This window comes from Marinomonas profundi (genome assembly GCF_020694005.1).
In the GTDB taxonomy this organism is placed as follows: domain Bacteria; phylum Pseudomonadota; class Gammaproteobacteria; order Pseudomonadales; family Marinomonadaceae; genus Marinomonas; species Marinomonas profundi.
The window spans coordinates 564,755-588,069 of sequence record NZ_CP073013.1; the positions used below are offsets into that span (position 1 = coordinate 564,755).

The following is a 23,315-nucleotide window of genomic DNA, read 5'->3' on the forward strand; positions in this document are numbered from 1 at the left end:
TCCTGTTTAAATTATCTCAATAAGATAATGCGCCCCATTTTTAATGCCTTTTACGCATTGTATTGAGCCGCTTTTGACCTTCAAATGGCCTGAGCTTAATAAAACAGACAGCTCACCGCTCGCATCACAAATTTTAATGGGAGTTGTTTCGTTGAAAGCACTATTACCCAATCCTTCAAGGCGGTAACTTCCAATAAAAGCATTGTAAGACGGGATACTTTTCACGGATGGATATAAACCAATTACATTATTAAGATGCGGTGGTTTGAAAAAGGCCTTATTACCGTGTATCTCTAAATTCAGTCTCCCGAGAAGAAAGCTGAGCCCTACCATCTCCTCTTGTTCATTTAAGCTGTTTATATGCGTAGAGACCCAAGAGCTAAAAGCCAATTCATCAACAATGCCCAAACCTGTACCAAACTTTTCAACAACCTTTTTTAGTTCATCGTCGTTCAATGAGTGCAACAGGTCGAACATAACATCCTGGACTGAACGGTGGATCAGAGGTAATTCACTAACAATACTGCTCATAGTGCATCTCCACTTACTTCAAAACCACTGGACATCAAAAGTGTTTCAAACGCAGAACCATCACGACGAGTCAGGTTGGGGACATAGCGCGAATACACGGTAAATAACATTTGGGTGGTTGTATGACCCATTTGTCTAGCGATCCACTCTGGGTTCTCCCCTGCTGCTAACCATAATGTGGCGGCTGTGTGTCTTGTCTGATAGGGCTTTCTACTTTTGATGCCAATTTTTTCAAGTGTTGGATACCAAATACGCTGAGTAACATTTCGGTGTTCATAGCTACCACCTGCACGATTACAAAACACGAACTTAGAATGCCCAAACGAGACTTTCTTTTGTTCTAATAATGCCTCGTACACAGGTGGAGACATTTCAACTTCACGACGTGATTCAGGTGTTTTAGTCGTATCAATACGTCCCTGCACAACGGTTTCTCTCACTAAAATCTGTCGGTTTTCAAAATCAACGTACTGCCATTGCAGCCCATCTATTTCCCCAGTACGTAAACCCGTAAAAAAGCGAACAATGTAGTAATTACGAAAATCTGGACGTACATAGCGAATAATCTTCTTCACTTCATCCAGCGTAAAAGGCTCAATATCCACTCTAGGCACTTTTAGGGGTTTTAATCCAATAGCAGGCGACGTAAACTCGTATCGGTCGGCGGCATCATCTAAAATCATTCTTAGTGGCGTCATAATGTGGTTAATCCTATCGTTAGAAAGCTCACTGTCCCCTGTTTCGTGACTCACTTTGGCGAGGGATGCACGAAATTTCAGGATCATGGCTTTGGTTATGTTGCCGACTCTTTCTTCCCCAAAATATGGGATGAGACGGGTATCTAAAGTTCCTTTTATAGAAGTCCGGTAAGACCGTTTCCATCGTAAAACATTCTCTTCAAGCCACTCTTGTGAGAACTCAGAAAACAACGGCGTATCCGGTCGTTTTTGAACCTCAGTGACAATGTGCTGAACCACCTCCTTTTTTACTTTCGGTACTTTTTTACTGCCCGGAAAGAACTTCTCATAATCGAACTCTCCAGTTTTCAATGCTAATTCAATCTTCTTAACTGCCGCCTCCATACGCTTCATATTGGCAGGCGTATTTTCTAACTTCGTGTATTCTTTAAAACGCTTCCCCTCATAACGAAAGTTGAAATACAACTTTCCATCTTGCCGAACTCCAATACTAGCCACGGTAAACACCTCCTGAGGCCATTGGGATCAAATCATCAACTTCATTTTCTCTTGCACTTGTCATCATCTGCTCTTCGATTGCCTCCCATAAATAAAGAACCTTTCTTGCGTTGAAAGGGCGAATATAGTGCTTGCCTTCAATGAAAACGTTATCTCTAAGAACGTCATTGATGTACTTAGGGTGGTACTTAATACGGTTTCCTAGCTCTTGTGCCGTAAGATATGTCGCCATGTTTCCTCCAGTGAGTTTTATTGCTCATGAAGAAACTATATAGCAAATAAGTTTCCTGACAAGCACTTTTTAAACTTTTTTGCTTTTTAAACAGCATAAACGGTATTATTGCTGAAAATTAAAGAGACTATGCAGATGCTAAGATTCAGGCTGAAAGAGCTAATTCAGGATAAATCCTTCAAAGAAGGCAGAAGAGTGACACTAGGGGAAGTTTCTGAGGCTACAGGCATCCATAAGACGACCTTGTCGCGGTTGCAAAACCCAACAGGCTACAACACGACAACAGAGACGATAAATTTACTTTGTAAGTATTTTCAGTGTGAGGTTGGGGATTTAGTGGTGTATATAGAAGAATAAAAATTCAGTCTACTGAAACTGACTACAAGGAGACTGTAACTAATTTTGTAAAGTTAAAGTAACGTCTGGTTTGGCTAAATTAACTTGTTGTGCTTAGTGAGTTAATAGATAACAGACTGCGTTTTTAATATCAAAAGAGGCAAATGACTCGATATTTTTGCAAGGTTTTTACTCAGGCTTCTCTTTGAACTATTCGGAACTTTCAGATAGTTTCATTTTGTACAATGCTTGCCATTATTGGCCTTGAGTACCTGCTCATACAGTTTCAACCTCAACGGCCTCACCAACACTTCTCATTAATGAAGAAAACTGGTCATTATCTTGTTTGAGTCGCTCAATGATTTGTCTGGCGGCGGTTTGCATTTCTGGTACATCTACAGGTATCGAGCCACTTTCGAAGCACCCCTTTAAATGTGAAAACTCGTTATTGATTCTATCAACTAACACTGCTGGGATTTTTTCATCACCAAAAAACAGCTTTAACTTATCTTCATCAGATGTTTGATCGGGGTACTTATAGTAAAGATAAATCTCAAAAAATTTGCGCGCATTATTCGCAAAGTTATAAAACGAGTTGAAGTTTGCATCATTAACACTTTCGACATTGGCGCACTTGTAGATTTGATGAAAAAGATAATTGAACTCTGTGATGTATTTTTTTAGGTAATCAGGCATAGACTGAATTGTAGAAAATTTACCTTGCCTAATCACAACAAAGAAATCTTTCTGGTAGCTTTTTAACTTTCCAGAGCCTGCTGGATCGATATACTTGCCATTCAGCATTCTCAGATACTTCAAAAAATCAAGGTTGTGTGTTGAAACAAACAGTTGTGCAAATTTGCCCTTTTCGACCACTTCCGCATTCAACAAGCTATAAATAAAGAAAATATGATTACCATCGAGCGACGAGATAGGATCATCAATCCAAATAATGGGTTTTGAATCTTTGGTTGCGACATCATCTAACTTGGCTAAAAAGTAGCAGAATGCCAGCAAACTGCATTCCCCTTCACTAAGATGATAAGCTTTTTTACCATCACGGATCACTTCAAACCGAATACGTTTTGCCTCTTGCGTTGGCCCTTCATCCTTTTTAGCCTCCAACGTCAAAAACTGATGCCCGAAAAAATTATTCAGATATTCATTTACCTTTTTAGCCCCTTTTTCTTCGTCATTCAGTTCACGTTTCTTAGCCGTAACTTGTGCTTGTTTTTCGGTAATGTCCGCATTAATAGTCGCCTGCGCTTGTTGAGCCTCGTCTCTTTTTTGCTGTAAGGTTTCAATTGAATTGAGCTGTGTTTGGTAATCAATCGTAAGCAAATACTCAGCGACCTCTTTCAATCGCAAGTCGGCTTTAGCCTTGGTTTGTTCGTCGGCTAATGAGCTACTAAATAGCTCTGATTGAGCGCAAAGGTCACTATAATCCTGCCAGATTTGCGTTAGTTTCGCGGTACCATCAGCGGGGCTCTCATAGTCTTTAACGTTTAAAATATCACCTTTTCGCGCCTTCAGTTGCTTGGTTAGATTACCTAAAGCAAGCTGATAGTCTTTGGTTGCAGCTTTTAACCTTAAATTTAAGGCAGTTAGTTGTGAGTGAAACTTGGAATAAAAAGCAGATTGATCTATGGTGAGTGCGGATTGAATTGTTTGGTTTTCGGTTTCTATCTTAGCAAGTAACGCATCAATCGACTTTTCTAATTGCTCAGATTCTTCATCAAAGTGCTTATCAAGCTCTGCCCACCGCTCAGTCGAAATTTCATTGTCACAAAATGCGCATTTTTCATGCTTATTTCGATGATGAGAACGACCTTCATTGACCCAGCGGTTAAGTACAGCATCTTTTACTAACGCCTGAATTTTATCAGACTCACTGATGGGCTTGGTTACCAACGTTTCAACTTGTCGTGCCAAGCTTAAAAAACTTAGCTGAGGTGAAGAAAATTTAGGTATTGCAGGCAAAACCTTTTCATCAATCAGCTTTTCGTGCTCGCTCACTTGCTCTGATGTTAACGGCTGAAAATCAGGGCTACTAACAGTTGTGATATCGGCCTTTAATTTGGCAATGTTGTAGTTTTGGTCACCAAAACGCTCAGGCTTGTATTTAATACCGATGTCTTTATTAGTCGCTTTATCACCCAATTGTTTTTCTAGACTTTCATTCGATTGTTTATGAGAGGCAAAGGCATTGCTGTATGCAACTGCGGCCTGCTTTTTGTCGGCAAACAAACCGGATTCTTGCCCTTCAATACTAGAACCGAGTTCTGCCTCAAGAGCTTCAATCTCTTTTTCGATCTTATTATTGTCATCGCCTAAAATGGCAAATGGCTCAATGCTGTCGTCAGGATTAGTGATAAATCGAAGGTTATCTCTAATAAAGTCTTCATTGAAAACGCGAATGTTCTTGTCGTGGGTGGTTAAGGCCGCGAGTGTTACATCTGAGTTGTCAGCAAATTTTAGTTGAAACGAAGGCGCGCCATATTTGTCTGATAAAGTGCGTGTCTCTAGAGCACGAGCAATACGCGACAGTGTGGTCTTACCGGAATAGTTGCGCCCATAGATGATGTTGATATCAACAAAGTTCTGAACGGCGCCGCCTTTGTTTTTAACTTCACTATCCCAGCTAAAATCGTCAAACACACCAAGCTTTTTAATGTGCTGAATTTTCTTTAGCATTATAAACCTCCTTGTCGTTGTTCACTCGGTGGCAAGCTACCATCAATAATGCTCTTCTATATACCCATACGCCTTGGCGAACAGCTCTTTATCTTTACCCAAGCCAAACTGGGCAAGTGTTACCAGCAGCGCCTTTTGAATTTCACGCGGGCCGCTGTTGGAGTTTTGCCAACCTTCAAACCGGGTGGCTTTAACGATCTTGTCGATCTGCTCTACCACATCGCCGATTAACTTGGGCGTGGTTTCGGGGCGGGTTTCCAGGAAGAGTTTGGTTAAGGCCTGTTTGTTGTCTTCTTCAGTTACCACATGCTCGCCGGTTTCGCGCTCGGCTTGAACCGTGTCTTTTGCTGCATCTAACAGGCCTTTTAACCAGTCGATAGCTTTGATGACACCGGCTTCGTAGTCTTGGCGCAGTTTTTCTAAACGTTCACCCAGTTCGACAAACTTAGGGTCGTTGCTGCCGCGCAGGCGGCCCATCAGGTCAATTTCGAGGCGTTTCGCGCGCTGCTCTTGTTCTTTGTCGGTCAGCGTAAAAATGGCGTGCTCATCCATGATCAGCTCGTCGATATCGTCGCGAATGCGATTGATGTCGGTGTGTTCGTGGATCATCTTGATGGTTTCTGGGCCGAGGGCAGCCCACACCAAAGCGCCGGTTTGGCCGACTGGGCGCACTGATTCATAAATCTGTGCCAGCCATTTATAGTCTTTGCGATACGGGGCTAAGAAGGTGTCTGGGTTAATAGCTGACCATAGCTTGGCTAACACGCCAAAGCTGGCGGCAAATTCATCGCGCTTTTCATTGGTTGGCAGGCATTCTTGCGCCGCCATAATGCCTTCGAAACCTTCCAAGGTCCGGTCAACACCCGGGAAGAAGGACAAACATTTATCTAACTGGGCGGGTAATAATTCTTTAAAGGCTTCAATGCCTTCTACCACGCCATCGATTTCTTCCGGGTTGTAGGCCAGTGCGGTGCGCAGGTTTTCAAATACGCCAAGGTAATCAATGATCAGGCCCATGTCTTTGCGCACATCGTCTGTTTCGTACAAGCGGTTGGTGCGGCACATAGCCTGTAGCAGCGTGTGGTCGCGCAGCGGTTTATCTAAGTACATGCAGTAGCAGATTGGCGCGTCAAAGCCGGTGAGCAACTTGGCGGTGACGATGATCAGCTGCAACGGATGCTTGGGATCTTTAAAGCTTTCGATTAAGTCTTTCTGGGTTTGATCTTCGGCATCTATGTGCTGCCAACGCTCAAAATCTGCTTGTTTAATCGGCAGTTCTAAATCGTCGTGCCATTTACGCCAGTCTTTATTGAGCTTGTCTTTTTTACCGCCTTCTTCGGCTTTAACGGGTGCCTGGTCGACGTTCATCACCACTTCAACGGCATCAAAGCCAAGTTTTTCACCTAGCAAGCAGTACATCTGCACGCAGGCATCGCGGTCGTACACCACCACCATGCCTTTCATCTTTTTCGGCTTTACGTGGCTGGTAAAGTGCTCGGCAATATCATTGCTAACGGCAGCCATGCGCTTGGGGGCTTTGAGCATTACTGCCAATTTGCCCGCACGTTTTGATAGCGCGGCTTTTTCTTCGTCGTCGAGATTATTGTCTTTGGCAAGCTGCTCAAATTCTTGGTTGATGGCATCACGGTCTACCCGTAGTTCCGCCAAGCGTGGTTCAAACTTCACAGGGTTGGTAGCGCCATCGCGGATCGACTGCTTGTAGCTGTAGCGATTCATGTAGCGGCCGGGGTCTTCTTCGGCACCGAACAGTTTGAAGGTATTGCGGTCGATACCGGAAATCGGCGTACCGGTTAAACCATAGAAGTGCGCATTGGGAAGTGCCCAGCGCATTTTCTCGCCCAAGCCACCTTCCTGCGTGCGGTGGGCTTCGTCCACTAACACAATAATGTTGTCGCGGCTGTTAAGGCCGTTTGGGTTGCTATCGTCTATCTCGACATCTTTAAACTTAAAGATGGTAGTAATTAAAATGCCGCGGCTATCTTGCTCGATATGTTCGCCGAGCTTTTTGCAGCTTTGTACTTTGATAAGGTTTTTAACGTCGGCACCGCCAAAGGTCTCGCTAATTTGCGAGTCCAAGTCACGGCGGTCTACCACGATCAATACAGTAGGGTTTTTTAGGGCGTTATCGCTACGCAGCATTTTTGCGGCGTAGAGCATCAATAAGGATTTACCGGAGCCCTGGAAATGCCAGATCAGGCCTTTTTTCGGGTAGCCTTTGCGCACACGGTCAACAATCTGCTTGGCCGCTTCAAACTGTGGGTAACGCGGCAGAATTTTAATGCGCTTGGGTGGCGTGTTTTTACCGGTTTTAACCGTCGAAAACAGCGCGAAAGATTCCAGTAACTGCAATAAGGTTTGCGGGTTTAACAAGCCCTCACAGCTATCCAGTACCGATGCCAAGCCGGGTAGAATCTCATCACGCAGGTCGGTATTGTGCCAAGGGCCCCAATCTTTTACCCGGGCATTGATGGCGCCATAAGCAAAGGTTTTGCCTTCGCTGGCAAAACACAGCAGGTTGGGTACAAAGTAGGGTTCAACGTTCTTCCAGTAGTGTTTTTTTCCGCCCATAAAATCGGCGGCGCCATCTTGCCAGGTCACGCTCGGGCGGGTAGCGGTTTTCACTTCGCCCACCACTAAGGGAATACCGTTCACATAGAGCACAATATCAAAATAGACTTCGGTGGCCGCGATATAGTGCACCTGCTGCGACACCACAAAGTGATTGTTGTCGATATTGTCGAAATCAATCAGGTTAATGGTGATATGGTCGCCATTCTCACCAAAGGGTAAGGTTTTTTCGGCCATTAACCATTCGTGAAAGTTTTCATTGGCTTTTACTAGGCCGGTATGCCGCGCTTCCAGCACTACACCACGCAGCTTATAAATCACCTCATCGGCGTAATCCGGCTGTTTGGCAATATCGGGGTTTAACGAACACAACGCGTCTTTAAGCCACTCATCAACGAAGATATCCTGCGCTTGTTTAGGCAGGCTCTCACCGTGGCAGTAAGTCCACTTTACGCCGCTTAAACCCTTTAAGCGGTCGATAATTCCATTTTCTGTGACGGTTTGTTCGTTAAACATTAGATATCGCCTTTAATAAAAATTGACTGCTTTATACTTGCCATTTTTTTGTTTTTCTCAGAAATAACCAACTTCAAGCTTTCAATTGTTGCAATTGAACTAATTATCGCCTTTTGTTCGACCAAGCTTGGATAAGATACAGGAAGCTTGATTAGCTTTTCTCTTGGGATATGCGCAATTGTAGTTGCCATGCTTTGAGAGGAAAATTCACCCGAAATATTGAACATGTAATCCATGTATATGAGCATAAATTCTGGAATTATTGTTTCTTCGTCTAGCCGCCGTAAGCGGTGCAGAGCCTTTTGGTAGTAACACTCCTCAATATCTTCTGCCCAAACGGCAGACCTTCCTATCTCGCCTCCTTCGCAAACTAAAACATCCCCTTTTTTTAGTCTAAATTTGCTCATTTCTTTTTCGTTGAAGTCCATGACTTTGACTTCAGAAAAATCAAATCGTCCCCACTGCACATTGAAGTTGGCTAAGTACGGCTTTGGATTTATTCCCTGCCTAGCTTTTTGGGAAAGCATTTTCCCTAGTTGCACATCGAATAGATCACCCAGCGGCCTAGTCTTCCAATTATCATTTTTTGTTTTAAATAGCTGAGACAATAATGATTTCTTTGTTGCATCTAGTGAGGCGCTGCAAAAATATGATGTGTCATCAATTTTCTGTATGGATTTAAAAATAGTCAGCAAGGATTTTTGCAAGTTTATCGAAGGAAATTTGAAGCGCTGCTGTTCTAGGACCTTCCATTTAATTGTAGGAGATAAAGACCCTTCTGAAACAGAAATAGCCCTATTCATAAACACATCAGTTTGCATAAAGAACGGCAAGAATTCGGGCAATACATTTTCAGGATTCGCCTCAAGAACCATGGCATGTGCCGAACAAATGCAATCCCAGTCTGCCACGGCCACTTTGCGCTGATAGGCGCGACGCTTGCCAAAAATGATTTGCCCTTTCTTAACCAGTAATTTTTGCCCGGCTACATCACTAGGTACACCGTGACGCTTAATTTTCAAACTGTCTGGGTCCAAATGTTCCAGCCCGACATAGATTTCAAGGTCGGTTTCACTGGGCTCGACACGCTTGGAGATATGTTTGGCAATATCGCCAAACTTCACCATTTGCCAGCCTTCAGGTAATTGTTGCTCAGTCATTTACTGCTCCACCTTGCTTTCAACTTCGGTCGCTCCCGGCGTCCTGCCTTCCGCGACACTCATACTTCCTTGTATGTCGTATCCCAGCTCAGCAAGGCTGTGGAATAATTTATTGGTCTGCTTTTTCAATTGCACTCTACTGATCTTCCATGCCTCGATGGCATGTTCAATCTCGTGCACTTCGCCATTGGTTTGTGCCTGCACATAGAGCGGAATCGACAGGTTGTAGAGGTTCTCTTTGATGGTTTCGATATCGACCAACGCAGTAATGTCGCTTTGCTTTTCTGGCGTAAAGTAAGCCTCGCATAACACGGATAAATCCTCATCCGATAAGCGGCTATGGGCGCGTTCGCGGGTAACGTGTTCGACGCCATTAATAAACAACACCTTGTTTTTGCGCTCGGCGGGTTTATTGCAATTGAGCACCACCACACAGGATTCCATCGGCGAGTTGTAAAACAGGTTTGGCCCAAGGCCAATCACCGCTTCGATGATGTCGGACTCAATCACTTGTTTGCGAATGCTTTGCTCGGAATCACGGAACAAAACGCCGTGAGGCCAGAGCATAGCGGCGCGGCCGGTGTCGGGCTTCAGGCTTTTGATGATATGGGTGTAAAACGCATAGTCGGCGCAGCCTTGCGGTGGTACGCCGTAGAGGTTGCGGCCATAAGGGTCGGCGGCAAACTTATCGCGGTTCCACTTTTTGATAGAATAAGGCGGGTTTGCAAATATCACATCAAACTGCTTGAGCTGATCGTTTTCAATAAACTTGGGTTCAGCCAGGGTATCGCCGCGCAGCACATCGAATTCTTCAATGTCGTGCAGGAACATATTCATTCGGGCGATGGCTGAGGTGAGCAGGTTCACCTCTTGGCCATAGAGATGCACGGATCTCCATTGCTGTTGATCCGCTGAAGGCTCTCCCTGCGAACGTAAATCCATCACTGCATTTAGCAGCATTCCGCCGGTGCCGCAGGTTGGGTCATAAGCGGTTTCACCAGGCTTTAAGCCCATGATGCGGGTCATCAGATGCACGACGGTACGGTTAGTATAAAACTCGGCGGCGGTGTGGCCGGAGTCGTCGGCAAATTTTTTGATGAGGTACTCGTAAGCCTCACCCAGATCATCCTGAGCGACCGACTTAATGCCCAGCGGAATTTTACTGAAGTGCTCAATCAGATCGGACAACAGGTGATCGGGCAGGCGCTCTTTATTGGTCCACTGAGCATCACCAAACACCCCATGTAAGCGCGGGTTGTTGGCTTCAATTAAACGCAGTGCGTTTTGAATGGCTTCACCAATGTTTTTGCTGGTGTGGCGCACCTTTTCCCAGCGGGCTTCCTTGGGAATATCAAAACGGTGGAACATGGGCATGGCAGCGTATTCGGCATCGCCTTCATGGATCTCCAATGCTTCGGTGTATTCTTCCAAATACACATCCGACAGGCGCTTATAAAATAGCAGCGGGAATATGTACTGCTTGTAGTCTGAGGCGTCGATTTGGCCGCGCAAAAACTCGGCTGCACCCCAGAGTAAATCCTCTAATTTTTTCTTATTTAATGCGCTCATGATGTCTTCTTATCGCTTAGTTGCTGCTTTAGCTGCTGACCAAGCGCGGTTAAACGGTATTTTTGGTTACGGCTGGTTGGCTTGTCTGGAATGGTCATTTCTACCAAGGCTGGGGTGATCTCCAGTGCCGGTTTTAAGTAGTGTTTACGGAAATGCTCGGCGTTTTTCAGTGCCATTAATGCCATTAATTCGTCGCGGCTGTGCTCTTGGCTCATGAGGCTGATCATCCGTGCGACTCCCGTGGTGACTTCCGTGGTGACTTCCGTGGTGACTTCCGTGGTGACTTCCGTGGCGAACAGGGTCAAAGTCACGCCGGAGCTGCTATCGGAGTGCCATTTTGGCGCTGGTAGGCCCGCTGCTTTGCAAGCATCTTGGATCACCACACTGCCGCGGCCAAGCTTTTCCATATAGCCTTGCAGGTATAAGCCGTGGGCGATGTCGGGGTTACGCAGTACCGAGATATGGCCTTGCTGAATCTTGTGCTCGTCGATGCCTTGTGGAAACGCACCTGAGTTCCATATTTTCAGATGCGCTGGGCTAACTTCAACCTTAATGCCCCCGGCAAAGTTGCTGTAATCACGGTGGGCAAAGGCATTTACAATGGCTTCGCGTACCGCTTGTTCTGGGTACATCGGGATGTCTTCGCGCTGATTATTAGCGCTGCTAAAGCGTGCGCGCGATGGCGTATTGCGCATCACAAAGGTAATCAGCTGCTCTATTACCTCGGCCATTGGGCCATCGAGGTGCTGTAAATCCTGATATTCGTCGTCGGCCTTATGGCGATAACACACCGCACGCACGCGGGCTTGCGGATGGCGTTTACCCGGCGCACTGGCCAGTAATACATCGGCGGCATTGGTTAAGCGGCCGTATTTGGCCAGCGATAACAATTGCAATTGGTGCAGTAGGCCTTGTTCGGCTTGCGCGACTTCTTTGGGAATGCGTTTGGCGGATAGCAGTTTTTTACAAGCGCTGGCTGATAGACCTTGTTCGTCGAGTTCAGACGAGAACAAACGCTCCCAGCGGGTAGGTTCTACTTGCTTGCGCATGACCATGTCGCGGATGGTATCGACTTCGGCCTTTTGGGTTTGCTCGCCGGCACGTATGTAGATGTCACTGTTAAAGGCGTAAGGAATGTCTTTGCCGGCCGGCACTTCAACCACTAATAACTGTTTGTTTTCAACTTGCTGTACTTCTACCGAAAACAGTACTGGCGGTTGAATGGTCGATTTAAGCTGGCTTTCGAGCTGTTCAGCTACTTGTTCGGCATTTTTTACGCCCTTGATTTGGCCGTTATCATCGACTCCACAAAGCAGGTAACCGCCTTGGGTATTTAAAAAGGCGCAAACTTGCGGACCGCAATGTTTTAAGTCGCAGCTTGTAAGGTATTCAAGGGTTTGGTTTTCGCCCAGCGACAGTAGTTGCTTGAGTTGTGCGGCCGTTTTACTCATGGCTTGCTCCTACTGAGGCGCTCACTTGACTGACATTTTCAAAATGTTCGGTCAGGCGTTGCTCTACGTCTTGATAGCGAGAAAATTGCGCAACCACAAAAAGGTTGGCGTCGTCATCGCGATCGAATTTTTGTACCCAGTTGCCTTGGCGATCATCCATTGGCAGTTGTTCCATGGTGGCGTCTTCGTATAAGTCGATCACCTTAATATTCGAAATAGACGCAGCGCCTTTGCGCAGTGTTAATGCTGAGCGCTGTTCTTGGGTTTTGTAACCCAAGTCCATTAATAAGCGACGGGCAAACACAACTTGATCGTGCGCTAAAAACCAGCGAGGTTTATTGATCTCGATGGCTTTTTTCATCTCTTGGTGGGTAATGGACAGGCCAGTTGCATCAACGCCACTACCGTATTGTGGGGTAATGATGCCTAAAAATAGGTCGCATTTTTCTACAGATTTTAAGCAGCTTTCAAAGGCGGTTTCGTTAGACGATACCGGTACTGTGCCTTTATGCGACATCCAAACTTCATAACCAAAGGCGGTTAGTAGTGAATATACGCGGTCGAGCAGCTCTTCTACGCCATAAACGGTGGATGACACCATCACCGTGAGCTTTTTGCTCATAGTTCAAACCCTTCCTTGACCAACAGTGCTTCCAGTTCATTTTCGGCGTGCTCCAGGGCGGCCAGCTTTTGTTGGAAGTCTTTTAGCGCTTCTTCCACTGTGATGGTTTCTTCTTCCAGTGGTTTTTGTACATAACGTGCGATATTGAGGTTGAAGTCGTTTTCTTCAATCTCGGCTAACGCCACCCAGCGCGCAACGCCTTCGATTTCTTCAGCTTTAGGACCTAAGGTTTCTTGCTGACGATAGATGTTAAAAATGTCGTCGGCTTGATCATTAGACAAGGTATTTTGCGCACGGCCTTTGGTGAAGATTTCTTCTGCATTAATGATCAGCACGTGATCTTGATGGTCGGCTGGGCGTGATTTGCGCAGCACTAAAATACAGGCCGGAATACCTGTGCCATAGAACAGGTTTGACGCTACGCCGATGATGGCTTCGATGCGGTTTTCTTTTAACAACTGTGTACGGATCTTACCTTCAGCGGCGCCTCTAAATAACACACCATGCGGCAATACCACTGCCATGCGCCCTTGCTCGTTTAACGAGGCAAACATATGTTGCACCCAGGCAAAGTCACCGTTGGTTTTAGGCGCTAAACCATATTGCTTACGGCCATAAGGGTCGGCAGACCAGAGATCATAGCCCCACTCTTTGAGGCTGAATGGCGGGTTGGCAATTACGCAATCAAAGGTTTCTAAGCGATCATTCACCAAAAACTTCGGCTCGCGCAGCGTGTCGCCGCGAACGATGTCAAAATCTTCCTGGCCATGTAAAAACAGGTTCATGCGGGCAATGGCCTCGGTGGTGAGGTTCTTCTCCTGGCCTTTGATTTTGAGCAGGCGTGGGTCGCCACCGTTTTCTTTTACGTGATGGATGGTTTCAAGCAACATACCGCCCGTACCACAGGCTGGGTCGTAGACGCTTTCACCAGCTTGTGGGTTTAGGATGTTAACCATTAAACGAACAATGGTGCGCGGGGTGTAGAACTCACCGGCTTTTTTGTTGGCCTTATCGGCAAAGCGCTTGATGAGGTATTCGTAGGCTCGGCCCATATCATCGTCACGTACAGACGCTACACCCAGGTTCACTCTGTTGAAATGGTTAAGCAAAGTAGCTAAGAGTTCATCCGACAGGCGTTCTTTATTGGTCCAGCTGGCATCGCCGAATATACCGTGTAGCTTTGGGTTAGCCAGTTCAATACCGCGAAACGCATCTTTTAAGGCCTGGCCAATGTCTTTAGTTTCGGCAAAAACGTCTTTCCAGTGGCACTCTTGTGGAATTTGAATGCGGTGAAACATGTCGCCTTTGGCAAGCTCTTCATCGCCCACTTGTTCCATGGCGTCGATAAATTCCTCGTCGTACACATCGCAAATGCGCTTAAAAAAGAGGATCGGGAAAATATAAGTCTTGTAGTCCGATGCATCGATAGGCCCGGTAATAATGTGGGCTGCATGCCAGAGATGTGCTTCGAGGTCTTTAATGTTAATTAGGGTCATTTTTTATTCTCATTCACAGCGGAGGCCGCAGGCGATTTTTCGAGTAGTTCGTGTATATCGCAGTTAAATAAATCGCACAGCTTATCTAATGCTTCTAAGTCCACCTTAAGCGCAGTTTCTTTGTACAGTAGCGTGACGGTGGTACGGCTGAGGCCGGTTTCTCGCATCACGTCGCTAATGCGCATTTTTCTCTCACCCATTAATCGGGCTAGGTGGCAGCGGATCATGCTCTCTCCACGGTGTTTTCTTAACCATAAACTTGGGGATTTTTCACTGTTGCTTCCCCTACCACGATTATGGTTTTTCTCAACTTATTGAAGTTAAATCAAAAAAGTTTGAGAGAGACGGTAACATAGAGAAACATTTAGATAGATATTACTATCGAAAGTAATTAAAAGGCATATCCATCAATTACAATTACTGTAAAGGTCACCTACTTTACTACTTTTAATTGGCATGGGACACAAACGGGCCAAAGGTGGGGCAAAAATGGGCCAAAATTAGATACAAAAAAGCCGAACACTGGGTTCGGCTTTCGTAACTTACTGAGGAGTAAGTATAAATTTTGGTAGGACTAAGCAGATTCGAACTGCTGACCTCTACCATGTCAAGGTAGCGCTCTAACCAACTGAGCTATAGTCCTAAAAAGTGTTGGCTATTATACGCAGAGGCTGGCTTTTGACAAGCCCTAGCGCAAACTTTTTGAAGCCTTTGTTTTAAAACTGTTTATTCGTCCAATGGGACGAGCAGTTCATGACCGATCACTTCGTCTATTAAGGCGTATGGCACTTTGTATTTTTTGTCTTTGAACTTAACCAGTGCGTAGTCGTAGCACATTTCAATCACGGTGCAGTTGACGATCACGCCGTTGTCGATGACACGCACTATGTTGTAGTTTCTTAATGTAATGGCCATGTTTTTCTCGCTGTTAGGATTCACCGACGTCTTTTAATTTTCGTTGTAGCTGACGAATTTGATCTCGATAGCCCGCCGCCAATTCGAATTTAAGCTCTTCCGAGGCTTGAATCATTTCTTTTTGCAGTTGGATCATGGCTTTACGCACTTGCGCCACGTCTTCCATGCTCTCCACTTGGTAATCTTTTGCGGTCTCGGCCACTTTCTTGGTTTTGTTACCACGCTTGCCCGCACCTGGGTTGTAGGCTCCTTCCATGATGTCTTCAACCGACTTAGTGATACCAACCGGGGTGATGCCATGCTCTTCGTTGTGGGCTTTTTGTTTTTCACGACGACGATCGGTTTCGCTGATCGCGCGCTCCATGGAGCCAGTCATGCGGTCGGCGTACAAAATAGCCTTACCATTGACGTTACGGGCGGCACGACCAATGGTTTGAATCAGTGACTTTTCTGAACGTAAGAAGCCTTCTTTGTCGGCATCAAGAATCGCCACTAGGCTGACTTCTGGAATGTCCAAGCCTTCTCGTAATAAGTTGATACCCACTAAGACATCAAATTCACCCAGACGTAAATCGCGAATAATTTCCACGCGCTCAACGGTATCAATGTCGGAATGCAGGTAACGCACGCGAATGCCATGCTCACTTAGATAATCGCTTAGATCTTCCGCCATACGCTTAGTTAAAGTGGTGACCAACACACGCTCGCCAATCGGCGTGCGCAAATTGATTTCAGAAAGCAAGTCATCCACTTGAGTCGCCACCGGACGAACTTCTAAAATAGGATCGATCAAGCCCGTCGGCCGCACAATTTGCTCAACCACCCAATCTTGATGTTCTGCTTCGTATTTACCCGGCGTGGCCGATACAAAAATAGTCTGTGGTTTAATCTGCTCCCATTCCTCAAATCGCATAGGACGATTATCCAAGGCGGAGGGCAAACGGAAACCATACTCAACAAGGTTCTCTTTACGAGACCGATCACCCTTGTACATGGCGCCAATCTGCGACACGGTAACGTGGGATTCATCGATCACCAGCAAGGCGTTGGCAGGCAAATAGTCAAACAAGGTCGGCGGCGGCGAGCCTTCTTCTCGGCCGGATAAATAGCGCGAGTAGTTTTCGATACCGTTGCAATAGCCCAACTCTTGCATCATTTCTAAATCATAGCGAGTACGTTGATCAAGACGCTGCATTTCAACCAATTTATTCAGTGATTTTAGCTGCTCAAGACGCTGATCCAATTCCACTTTAATGCGCTCGATGGCCGCTTGTACGGTTTCTTTTGGTGTCACGTAGTGGGTTTTCGGATAAATGGTGACACGAGGCACTTTGCGAAGGGTTTTGTTGGTTAATGGGTCGATCATCGACAAAGTTTCAACTTCGTCGTCAAACAATTCGATACGAATCGCGGTGTCTTCTGAATCAGCCGGAAAGACTTCAATCACATCACCACGCACCCGGAAATTACCACGCTCCAGTACCAAATCGTTGCGGCTGTATTGCAGTTCAGCCAAACGACGTAACACATCACGCTGATCAATTCGATCACCACGGTCTAAGTGCAGCATCATTTTTAAATAGGCTTGCGGGTCGCCCAAACCATAAATCGCCGACACAGTCGCGACGATAATAACGTCTTCACGTTCTAACAAGGCTTTGGTAGCAGATAAGCGCATTTGCTCTATGTGTTCGTTGACGGAGGCGTCTTTCTCAATAAAAGTATCCGACGCGGCCACATAGGCTTCTGGCTGGTAATAATCGTAGTAGGAAACAAAGTATTCTACGGCGTTATTGGGGAAAAATTCTTTGAATTCGCCATACAGCTGTGCCGCTAAGGTTTTGTTGTGCGCCATTACAATGGTCGGGCGTTTTACTTGTGAAATCACATTGGCGATGGTGTAGGTCTTACCAGAACCGGTTACCCCAAGTAAGGTTTGATGGGCCAAGCCCGCTTCGACACCACGCACCAGCTTTTCAATGGCTTTTGGCTGATCGCCCGCGGGTGAATAAGATGAAACAACTTGAAACTCTTGCGACACGGGTTTTTCCCTTAGCTATACAATCGACGCAATAGGTTAGCAAATTTTGCAGAAAGCGTCTGGTATAATTTGCGCCCCCAAACAAGATCGACTAAGCACAAAAACAATAAAAAACTCAGCGCTGGACTTTATTAATCCCCACACCACATATAACATAAAGAAATATTCTTATAATCAAATAAACAATACATCTATCATGATCTAAGCGGGTGAAATGAATAAATTGGAAAAGTACTTTCCAGCACGGGTCTGGCTTAAAAGCTACTCACGAAACGACCTAAAAACCGATGCGGTCGCCAGTTTTATTGCCACGATTTTGCTCATCCCGCAAAGCATGGGGTACGCCATGCTCGCAGGGCTTCCCGCGGTGACTGGATTGTACGCCAGCATTCTGCCTGCGATTGCCTATTCACTGTTTGGCTCAAGCCGCACACTGGCGGTTGGACCTGCGGCCATTACGTCCATGATGACCGCCACGATTGCACTGCCCTTTGCCCTTCCTGAAAGCCAAGACTACGCGATGGTGGCCATTTTACTGGCCTTGCTGTCTGGTATGTTTTTGATGTTAATGGGCTTATTTAAAATGGGGTTTCTGTCTAACCTACTAAGCCATCCTGTCATTTCGGGTTTTATCAGCGCCTCGGCTATTTTAATTGCCTTGGGGCAATTCAAACATCTGCTGGGCATTGAAGCCCACGGCAATAACTTTCTTGAATTAACCCAAAGCATGATACGTAATCTTCATCAGACGAATTTACCAACGGTAATATTAAGTCTGGTATCAATCACATTTTTACTGCTCCTAAAAAAATACCTCACCACTCTTTTAATCGCATTAAAGTTGCCACTCAATCTATGTCAATTATTTGGCAAGGCTGGTCCTGTGTTAGTGGTCGCCACTACAACCAGCTGCGTGGCGATTTTTTCACTAGACGAATTAGGCATTAGAATTGTTGGCAACGTGTCTGAAAGCTTACCCAAGCTGAATTTGACCGGTATTGATTTTGATACCGTGACCGCACTGCTTCCAGGAGCCTTTTTAATCAGTATTGTGGGTTTTGTTAGTTCGGTTTCCGTGGCGCAATCGTTTGCGGCGAAACGCAAAGAAGACCTCAACCCCAACCAAGAGCTGGTGGGCCTCGGCATGGCAAATTTAACCGCAGCATTGAGCTTTTCCTTTCCGGTAACAGGAGGATTTTCTCGCTCTGTAATCAATGTCAGTGCCGGCAGCCGAACGCCCATGGCAGGTATATTAACTGGGTTACTGATGCTGCTTACCTTGCTGTTTTTAACCCCGCTTTTTTACTATTTACCCACGGCCGTGCTGGCCAGCAGTATTACCGTCGCCATTTTGCAATTAATCGATGTCAAAGACGCGATACGCCTTTATCGCTTTTCCAAGCAGGAAGCCATATCGCTTGCAGTGACTTTTTTTGTGGTGCTTTTTATTGGCATGGAAGCGGGTATTGTCGTCGGGGTTGCTTTGTCCTTACTGTTCTTTCTTTGGCACACCAGCCACCCTCATATTGCAGTGGTTGGTCGGCTACCAGGAACGGAAAACTTCCGTAACGTGAAGCGTTTTGATGTCGAAACAAACCCAGAAATAGTGACCATTCGAATTGACGAAAACCTTTTCTTTGCTAACGCCAGAGTATTGGAAGATTACGTATTAACGTTAGTTTCTCAGCACAGAGAAATGAAGCACCTTGTTCTCATGTGTAATGCGGTCAACCTGATCGACGCCAGTGCACTGGACAGCCTAGAAACCATCGATGATCGGTTGAAATCCGCAGGCGTCATACTGCATTTTTCCGAAATTAAAGGCCCCGTCATGGACAAATTAACGGATTCAAGTTTAATAAAAAACCTGCGGGGCAAGGTCTTTTTAACTCAACATCAAGCGATGAAAGCCTTAACAAAACAGCAAACGGACGAATAATCCGTTTGCTGTTGTCTTTAAAAGAACCGCTTGCAGAAAATCATTTGCTAAAGACCAAGATGCTAGTTTACCGAGCTCTCTTCATCCGTCGAGACCTGCAATAGACCCTTATTGCGCGACAGCAATACATCACCAATGCCCTTCACTTGCGACAATTGCTCGATAGACTCAAAACGTCCATTGGCTTCACGGTACGCAATAATCGCTTCTGCTTTTTTAGCACCAACCCCCGACATAACAGCAGAAAACTCCGCCGCTGTGGCCGTATTGATGTCCAAAGGCGTTGCAGCAAAAAGCGAGAAAGGCACAAAAGCGAATGAGATAACAAGAAGGGAGCGAGCAACACAAACACGGAAAATACGAGAAAAATTCATCATAGAAAAAGTCCTTTTCAAATTCATTTTAAAAACGAAAGATGGCATCTTGCCAATAAAAAACCACTTAATGCGTCGACATGAACATCAAAGCAAATAAGTGGTTTTAGAATAAAAGCTTTTTTATCAGACTTCAAGCGCCTTTTTTACCAGACCTTAAAGCTTTATAAAGACGATTTACGCTATCACGCCTAAATCCCTGTTTACCTGAGTCAAAACGGCAATAGGATCAATCGCTTGGGTGATAGGTCGCCCCATCACTAGATAATGACTACCGGCCGCCATAGCGTCAGCTGGCGTCATAATGCGCTTCTGGTCACCTTGATCAGAACCCGCAGGACGAATCCCCGGAGTCACTAACACAAAGTCTTTGCCCAGATCCGTCGACAACATGCTGGACTCTTGTGCAGAACACACCACACCATCCATACCAGAAGCTTTTGCCAAGGCAGCAAGACGCTTAACATGTTGCTCTGGGGTCGCATCAATCCCAATTTCAACTAAATCAGATTGATCCATGCTGGTTAGTACCGTCACTGCGATCAACAATGTTTTATGATCAGGCAACTGTTGCAGTGCATTCGCAGACGCTTCCATCATGCGACGACCGCCAGAAGCATGCACGTTTACCATCCACACGCCTGCTTTCGCAGCCACACTAACCGCATTAGCGACTGTATTAGGAATATCATGAAATTTAAGATCCAGAAAAATTTCAAAACCCAGTGCATGCAGTTCATCCAAAATCACTGGACCAGCGGTGGTAAACAGCTCCTTACCGACTTTCACTCGACACTGTTTAGGGTCAAGTCGTTTCGCCATCTCAATAGATTGCGCCATGGTTGGGTAATCTAGGGCAACCACTATAGGGGATTGGCAGCTCATTCAGTGTCCTCTTTGTTTCAGTTTCTACGTTTGTTTCGATTTCTATCGTTGATAAGATAAGTGTCACAATACTCAAAGGGTTTATTCGCCTTCCAAACCATGAATCGGCTTCACCACACCCCAATTTTTGCAGCTTGGACATTGCCAATGTAATTGATGACCAGGAAAGCCACATTGACGGCATTGATATTTGGGCTTCGCTTGCACCAGCTGATCAATCAACTCGAACAAAACCACCAAATGCTGTTGGTTATAACCTTGGGAATCGGCAAGCTGTAAGCTGATTAACTCTTTAAAGCCTTTAATCGTTGGATGCAGCCTCAGCTGCTCGACTAAAAACATTTCAGCGTAGTCTTTGTCCGTTTCCATATAATGCTGTACCAACGCCATGATCAAGGCAGTAGTCGGCTTTTTCTGGTTTTGTTCCTGCAAAAACTTGACATACCCACTGCTTCCCCAGACTTTCTGGTAGCACTCTCTAAGCTTGGGAATGATAATAGACACAAACTCTGGATCCTGATCCGCCGCATGCTTTAGCTCTTTGATGGCATCGCGATAACGAGCTTGGTTATTAAGCACATCCGCCGCCCCAATGCTGGCACGCACACAGCTAGAGTCGACATCCAATGCTAATTTATAATGCTGAAAAGCCAGCTTCCATTGCTCTTTCTTCTGAAACTCTTGCGCCATTTCACAATGAAAATGCGCCAGCCTTTTTATTTCTTTTTTCGTTGGCGCTTCTTTTATCAGCTCAGTACCAATCTGAATGGCTTTATCCCAGCTTTGTTCAAATTCATAAAGGTCTACAAGCAAGGCTAAAATCTTGGGTTGGAACTCTGTTTTTCGTGATGTTGATGCCATGTTGAGCAATAAACGCCCCGCCCGGTCTAACAAGCCTGCAGACATGAAATCACTGGCCAACTCCAGCTGCACCATACGCATTTCTCGTTGCGATATTTCTGGGCGCGCCAGTAATGTTTGGTGGATGTTTATCGCTTTTTGTATTTCGCCTTTTTTGCGAAACAAATTACCTAATGTAAGGTGAATATCGAAAGTATCAGAATTGACTTCTAAGGAATCAACAAAAGCATCAATCGCCTCAGAATGTTGATCGTTAAGCAGATGGTTAAGACCACGGAAATAATCGGTTGGGATACTTTTTTTGAAGGGTTTATTTTTTTTAGTCGGATTTTTTCGCCCCATTGCCCAGCCGACAAAAAGCGCGACAAAAAGCACCAAAAATAACCCGATTTCGGTCAACTCAATTACTCCTTCCCAACAGAAAGTTCTTGGGCAATAGAGGCTTTACGTAGAGCGTCCACATCTTCTAACGCTTTTTCATATTTTCGGGTCAGCACCCGAATCTGACGCTCGCTGCGCAAGTAAGCAACCGAGCTAACCAGAAGCGCCACACAGGCACCAACCGTGAAAGAAAGAATGGTATACAAGGCAACACTTAGCTCAGGACCTTGCCAAAAAACGAGATCAAGAGAAATAAGTTGTGGATTTCGTAAGGCAAAGAACACACCAACGGCGAGAAAAAACACAATGAGTATGGTGTATATCACTCTTTTAAGCCATTTAAGCATAAAACAACCTACCAAAAATAGAATGGCTATATTATGCCGTGATAGCTCAAAAATTTCGAGGCATAAGACGTAAATTAGTTCAGTTCGTTAATCTCATCGTTAGGTAAGTTAACCAACTCTCTCAATTCTTTACCGGGCTTGAAATGCGGTACGTATTTGGCGCTTAACGCTACGGACTCGCCTGTTTTCGGATTTCGCCCTATTCTAGGTGCTCGATAATGCAGAGAAAAACTACCAAAACCTCTTATCTCTATGCGCTCACCGTTCGCCAATGAATCAGACATATGTTCAAGCATCGCCTTGATTGCTTGCTCTACATCTTTCACTGGCAAATGGGATTGCTGATCGATTAGCAGTTCTATCAGCTCAGATTTTGTCATTACTGTCCTCGCGACTATAATTTGATCACTGTGTAAGACTAGCTAAATTTAGAAAGAAAGCAATAAGTTAACGCGATTTAGGGTGTTTTTTACGCGTTTTATTCTACCGAAATAGAGAATATTACGAATGGATGCGTTACACAACTAGCATAGAAGCAGTCTAGCTTTTATAATATTGCCCATATTCAACACATTGGAAGAAACTATAATGAGCTACAGCCATATTCCTGCAGGCAAAGATGCACCAAACGACATTAACGTCATCATTGAAATCCCAGCACAAGCCAATCCAGTAAAATACGAAATCGATAAAGACATGGATGCGCTTATTGTTGATCGCTTCATGACCGCGCCAATGTTTTACCCAGCCAACTACGGCTACGTAAACAACACCTTGGCGGATGACGGTGATCCAGTTGACGTTTTGGTAATCACACCTTACCCAGTAGTACCAGGTTCTGTCATTCGTTGTCGCCCAGTTGGCGTATTGAACATGTCAGACGAAGCCGGCATGGACGCTAAATTGGTCGCCGTTCCTCACGAGAAGCTAAGTAAAGAATACGGCCATATTCAAGATGTGAACGATATTCCACAATTGCTACGCGATCAGATCGAACATTTCTTCGAAAACTACAAAACCCTTGAAAAAGGCAAGTGGGTAAAAGTAGAAGGCTGGGCAAACGCAGCAGAAGCGAAAAAAGCCATCGTTGAAGGCATTGAAGCGTACAACGCTCAATAATTCATTTTAAACGAATTCTAATAGACATAAAAAAACCGATCCTAGGGTCGGTTTTTTCGTT

21 protein-coding genes and 1 tRNA gene are annotated in these 23,315 nt (G+C 45.4%); 3 read left to right on the forward strand and 19 right to left on the reverse strand.

Annotation, left to right across the window (positions count from 1 at the left end; genetic code table 11):
• Positions 1-6 precede the first annotated feature (6 nt).
• From J8N69_RS02560 to J8N69_RS02570, 3 genes are read right to left on the reverse strand one after another with little or no spacing between them, the layout of a single operon-like run.
• Positions 7-531, reverse strand: a complete 525-nt coding sequence (locus tag J8N69_RS02560; RefSeq protein WP_168822944.1) for a hypothetical protein — start codon at positions 529-531, stop codon at positions 7-9.
• Entirely contained in the window at positions 528-1,727 is a 1,200-nt protein-coding gene (locus J8N69_RS02565) for a site-specific integrase (RefSeq protein WP_168822941.1), read from the reverse strand. The genes J8N69_RS02560 and J8N69_RS02565 overlap by 4 nt, the downstream gene beginning before the upstream one ends.
• A complete protein-coding gene (locus J8N69_RS02570; RefSeq protein WP_168822939.1) occupies positions 1,720-1,959 on the reverse strand; it encodes a hypothetical protein in 240 nt (79 codons plus the stop codon). Before J8N69_RS02570 ends, J8N69_RS02565 begins: the two co-directional genes overlap by 8 nt.
• Positions 1,960-2,094: 135 nt before the next feature.
• Between J8N69_RS02570 and J8N69_RS02575 the strand changes: the two genes are divergently transcribed.
• On the forward strand, positions 2,095-2,316 hold the full coding sequence (locus J8N69_RS02575; protein WP_168822937.1) for a helix-turn-helix domain-containing protein: 222 nt from the start codon (positions 2,095-2,097) through the stop codon (positions 2,314-2,316).
• A 255-nt stretch (positions 2,317-2,571) separates the two neighbouring features.
• Here the strand turns inward: J8N69_RS02575 and J8N69_RS02580 are convergent, their stop codons facing one another.
• The 11 genes from J8N69_RS02580 to uvrB form a co-directional block, all read right to left on the reverse strand.
• On the reverse strand, positions 2,572-4,989 hold the full coding sequence (locus J8N69_RS02580; RefSeq protein ID WP_168822936.1) for an AAA family ATPase: 2,418 nt from the start codon (positions 4,987-4,989) through the stop codon (positions 2,572-2,574).
• A gap of 42 nt (positions 4,990-5,031) precedes the next feature.
• A complete protein-coding gene (locus J8N69_RS02585) occupies positions 5,032-8,094 on the reverse strand; it encodes a type I restriction endonuclease subunit R (RefSeq protein WP_168822934.1) in 3,063 nt (1,020 codons plus the stop codon).
• The gene (locus J8N69_RS02590) at positions 8,094-9,254 is read right to left on the reverse strand and encodes a restriction endonuclease subunit S (RefSeq protein WP_168822932.1); all 1,161 of its coding nucleotides are present in this window, start codon (positions 9,252-9,254) and stop codon (positions 8,094-8,096) included. Before J8N69_RS02590 ends, J8N69_RS02585 begins: the two co-directional genes overlap by 1 nt.
• Positions 9,255-10,823, reverse strand: a complete 1,569-nt coding sequence (locus tag J8N69_RS02595; RefSeq protein WP_168822930.1) for a type I restriction-modification system subunit M — start codon at positions 10,821-10,823, stop codon at positions 9,255-9,257. It lies immediately after the preceding gene.
• The gene (locus J8N69_RS02600) at positions 10,820-12,274 is read right to left on the reverse strand and encodes an RNA-binding domain-containing protein (protein WP_168822928.1); all 1,455 of its coding nucleotides are present in this window, start codon (positions 12,272-12,274) and stop codon (positions 10,820-10,822) included. Before J8N69_RS02600 ends, J8N69_RS02595 begins: the two co-directional genes overlap by 4 nt.
• Complete coding sequence (locus J8N69_RS02605) at positions 12,267-12,896, reverse strand: DUF4062 domain-containing protein (RefSeq protein ID WP_168822927.1); 630 nt, start codon at positions 12,894-12,896, stop codon at positions 12,267-12,269. The genes J8N69_RS02600 and J8N69_RS02605 overlap by 8 nt, the downstream gene beginning before the upstream one ends.
• Positions 12,893-14,392, reverse strand: a complete 1,500-nt coding sequence (locus J8N69_RS02610; protein WP_168822925.1) for a type I restriction-modification system subunit M — start codon at positions 14,390-14,392, stop codon at positions 12,893-12,895. Before J8N69_RS02610 ends, J8N69_RS02605 begins: the two co-directional genes overlap by 4 nt.
• Complete coding sequence (locus tag J8N69_RS02615) at positions 14,389-14,619, reverse strand: helix-turn-helix domain-containing protein (protein WP_165565772.1); 231 nt, start codon at positions 14,617-14,619, stop codon at positions 14,389-14,391. Before J8N69_RS02615 ends, J8N69_RS02610 begins: the two co-directional genes overlap by 4 nt.
• 339 nt (positions 14,620-14,958) lie before the next feature.
• Positions 14,959-15,035 (reverse strand) — tRNA-Val (locus J8N69_RS02620).
• Positions 15,036-15,118: 83 nt separating this feature from the next.
• Positions 15,119-15,307, reverse strand: a complete 189-nt coding sequence (locus J8N69_RS02625; protein ID WP_168822923.1) for a hypothetical protein — start codon at positions 15,305-15,307, stop codon at positions 15,119-15,121.
• Between the two features lie 13 nt (positions 15,308-15,320).
• Positions 15,321-17,348, reverse strand: a complete 2,028-nt coding sequence (gene uvrB, locus J8N69_RS02630) for an excinuclease ABC subunit UvrB (protein WP_168822921.1) — start codon at positions 17,346-17,348, stop codon at positions 15,321-15,323.
• 214 nt (positions 17,349-17,562) lie between these two features.
• Between uvrB and J8N69_RS02635 the strand changes: the two genes are divergently transcribed.
• Positions 17,563-19,287, forward strand: coding sequence for a SulP family inorganic anion transporter (locus tag J8N69_RS02635; protein ID WP_168822919.1), 1,725 nt, complete (start codon positions 17,563-17,565; stop codon positions 19,285-19,287).
• A 62-nt stretch (positions 19,288-19,349) separates the two neighbouring features.
• On the opposite strand, the gene J8N69_RS02640 is transcribed toward J8N69_RS02635, so the two are convergent.
• The 5 genes from J8N69_RS02640 to ihfB form a co-directional block, all read right to left on the reverse strand.
• On the reverse strand, positions 19,350-19,664 hold the full coding sequence (locus J8N69_RS02640; RefSeq protein WP_168822917.1) for a ComEA family DNA-binding protein: 315 nt from the start codon (positions 19,662-19,664) through the stop codon (positions 19,350-19,352).
• A gap of 174 nt (positions 19,665-19,838) precedes the next feature.
• A complete protein-coding gene (gene pyrF, locus J8N69_RS02645; RefSeq protein ID WP_168822915.1) occupies positions 19,839-20,546 on the reverse strand; it encodes an orotidine-5'-phosphate decarboxylase in 708 nt (235 codons plus the stop codon).
• An 81-nt stretch (positions 20,547-20,627) separates the two neighbouring features.
• Positions 20,628-21,806 (reverse strand): lipopolysaccharide assembly protein LapB, encoded by a 1,179-nt coding sequence (gene lapB, locus J8N69_RS02650; RefSeq protein WP_168822914.1) that lies wholly within the window; start codon positions 21,804-21,806, stop codon positions 20,628-20,630.
• 5 nt (positions 21,807-21,811) lie between these two features.
• Positions 21,812-22,135 carry a lipopolysaccharide assembly protein LapA domain-containing protein gene (locus J8N69_RS02655; RefSeq protein WP_168822912.1) on the reverse strand — a complete coding sequence of 108 codons (324 nt, stop codon included), beginning with the start codon at positions 22,133-22,135 and terminating at the stop codon, positions 21,812-21,814.
• A 74-nt stretch (positions 22,136-22,209) separates the two neighbouring features.
• Complete coding sequence (ihfB, locus tag J8N69_RS02660) at positions 22,210-22,515, reverse strand: integration host factor subunit beta (protein WP_168822910.1); 306 nt, start codon at positions 22,513-22,515, stop codon at positions 22,210-22,212.
• 208 nt (positions 22,516-22,723) lie between these two features.
• On the opposite strand from ihfB, the gene ppa reads away from it, so the two are divergent.
• Complete coding sequence (ppa, locus tag J8N69_RS02665; protein WP_168822908.1) at positions 22,724-23,254, forward strand: inorganic diphosphatase; 531 nt, start codon at positions 22,724-22,726, stop codon at positions 23,252-23,254.
• Positions 23,255-23,315: the final 61 nt, after the last annotated feature.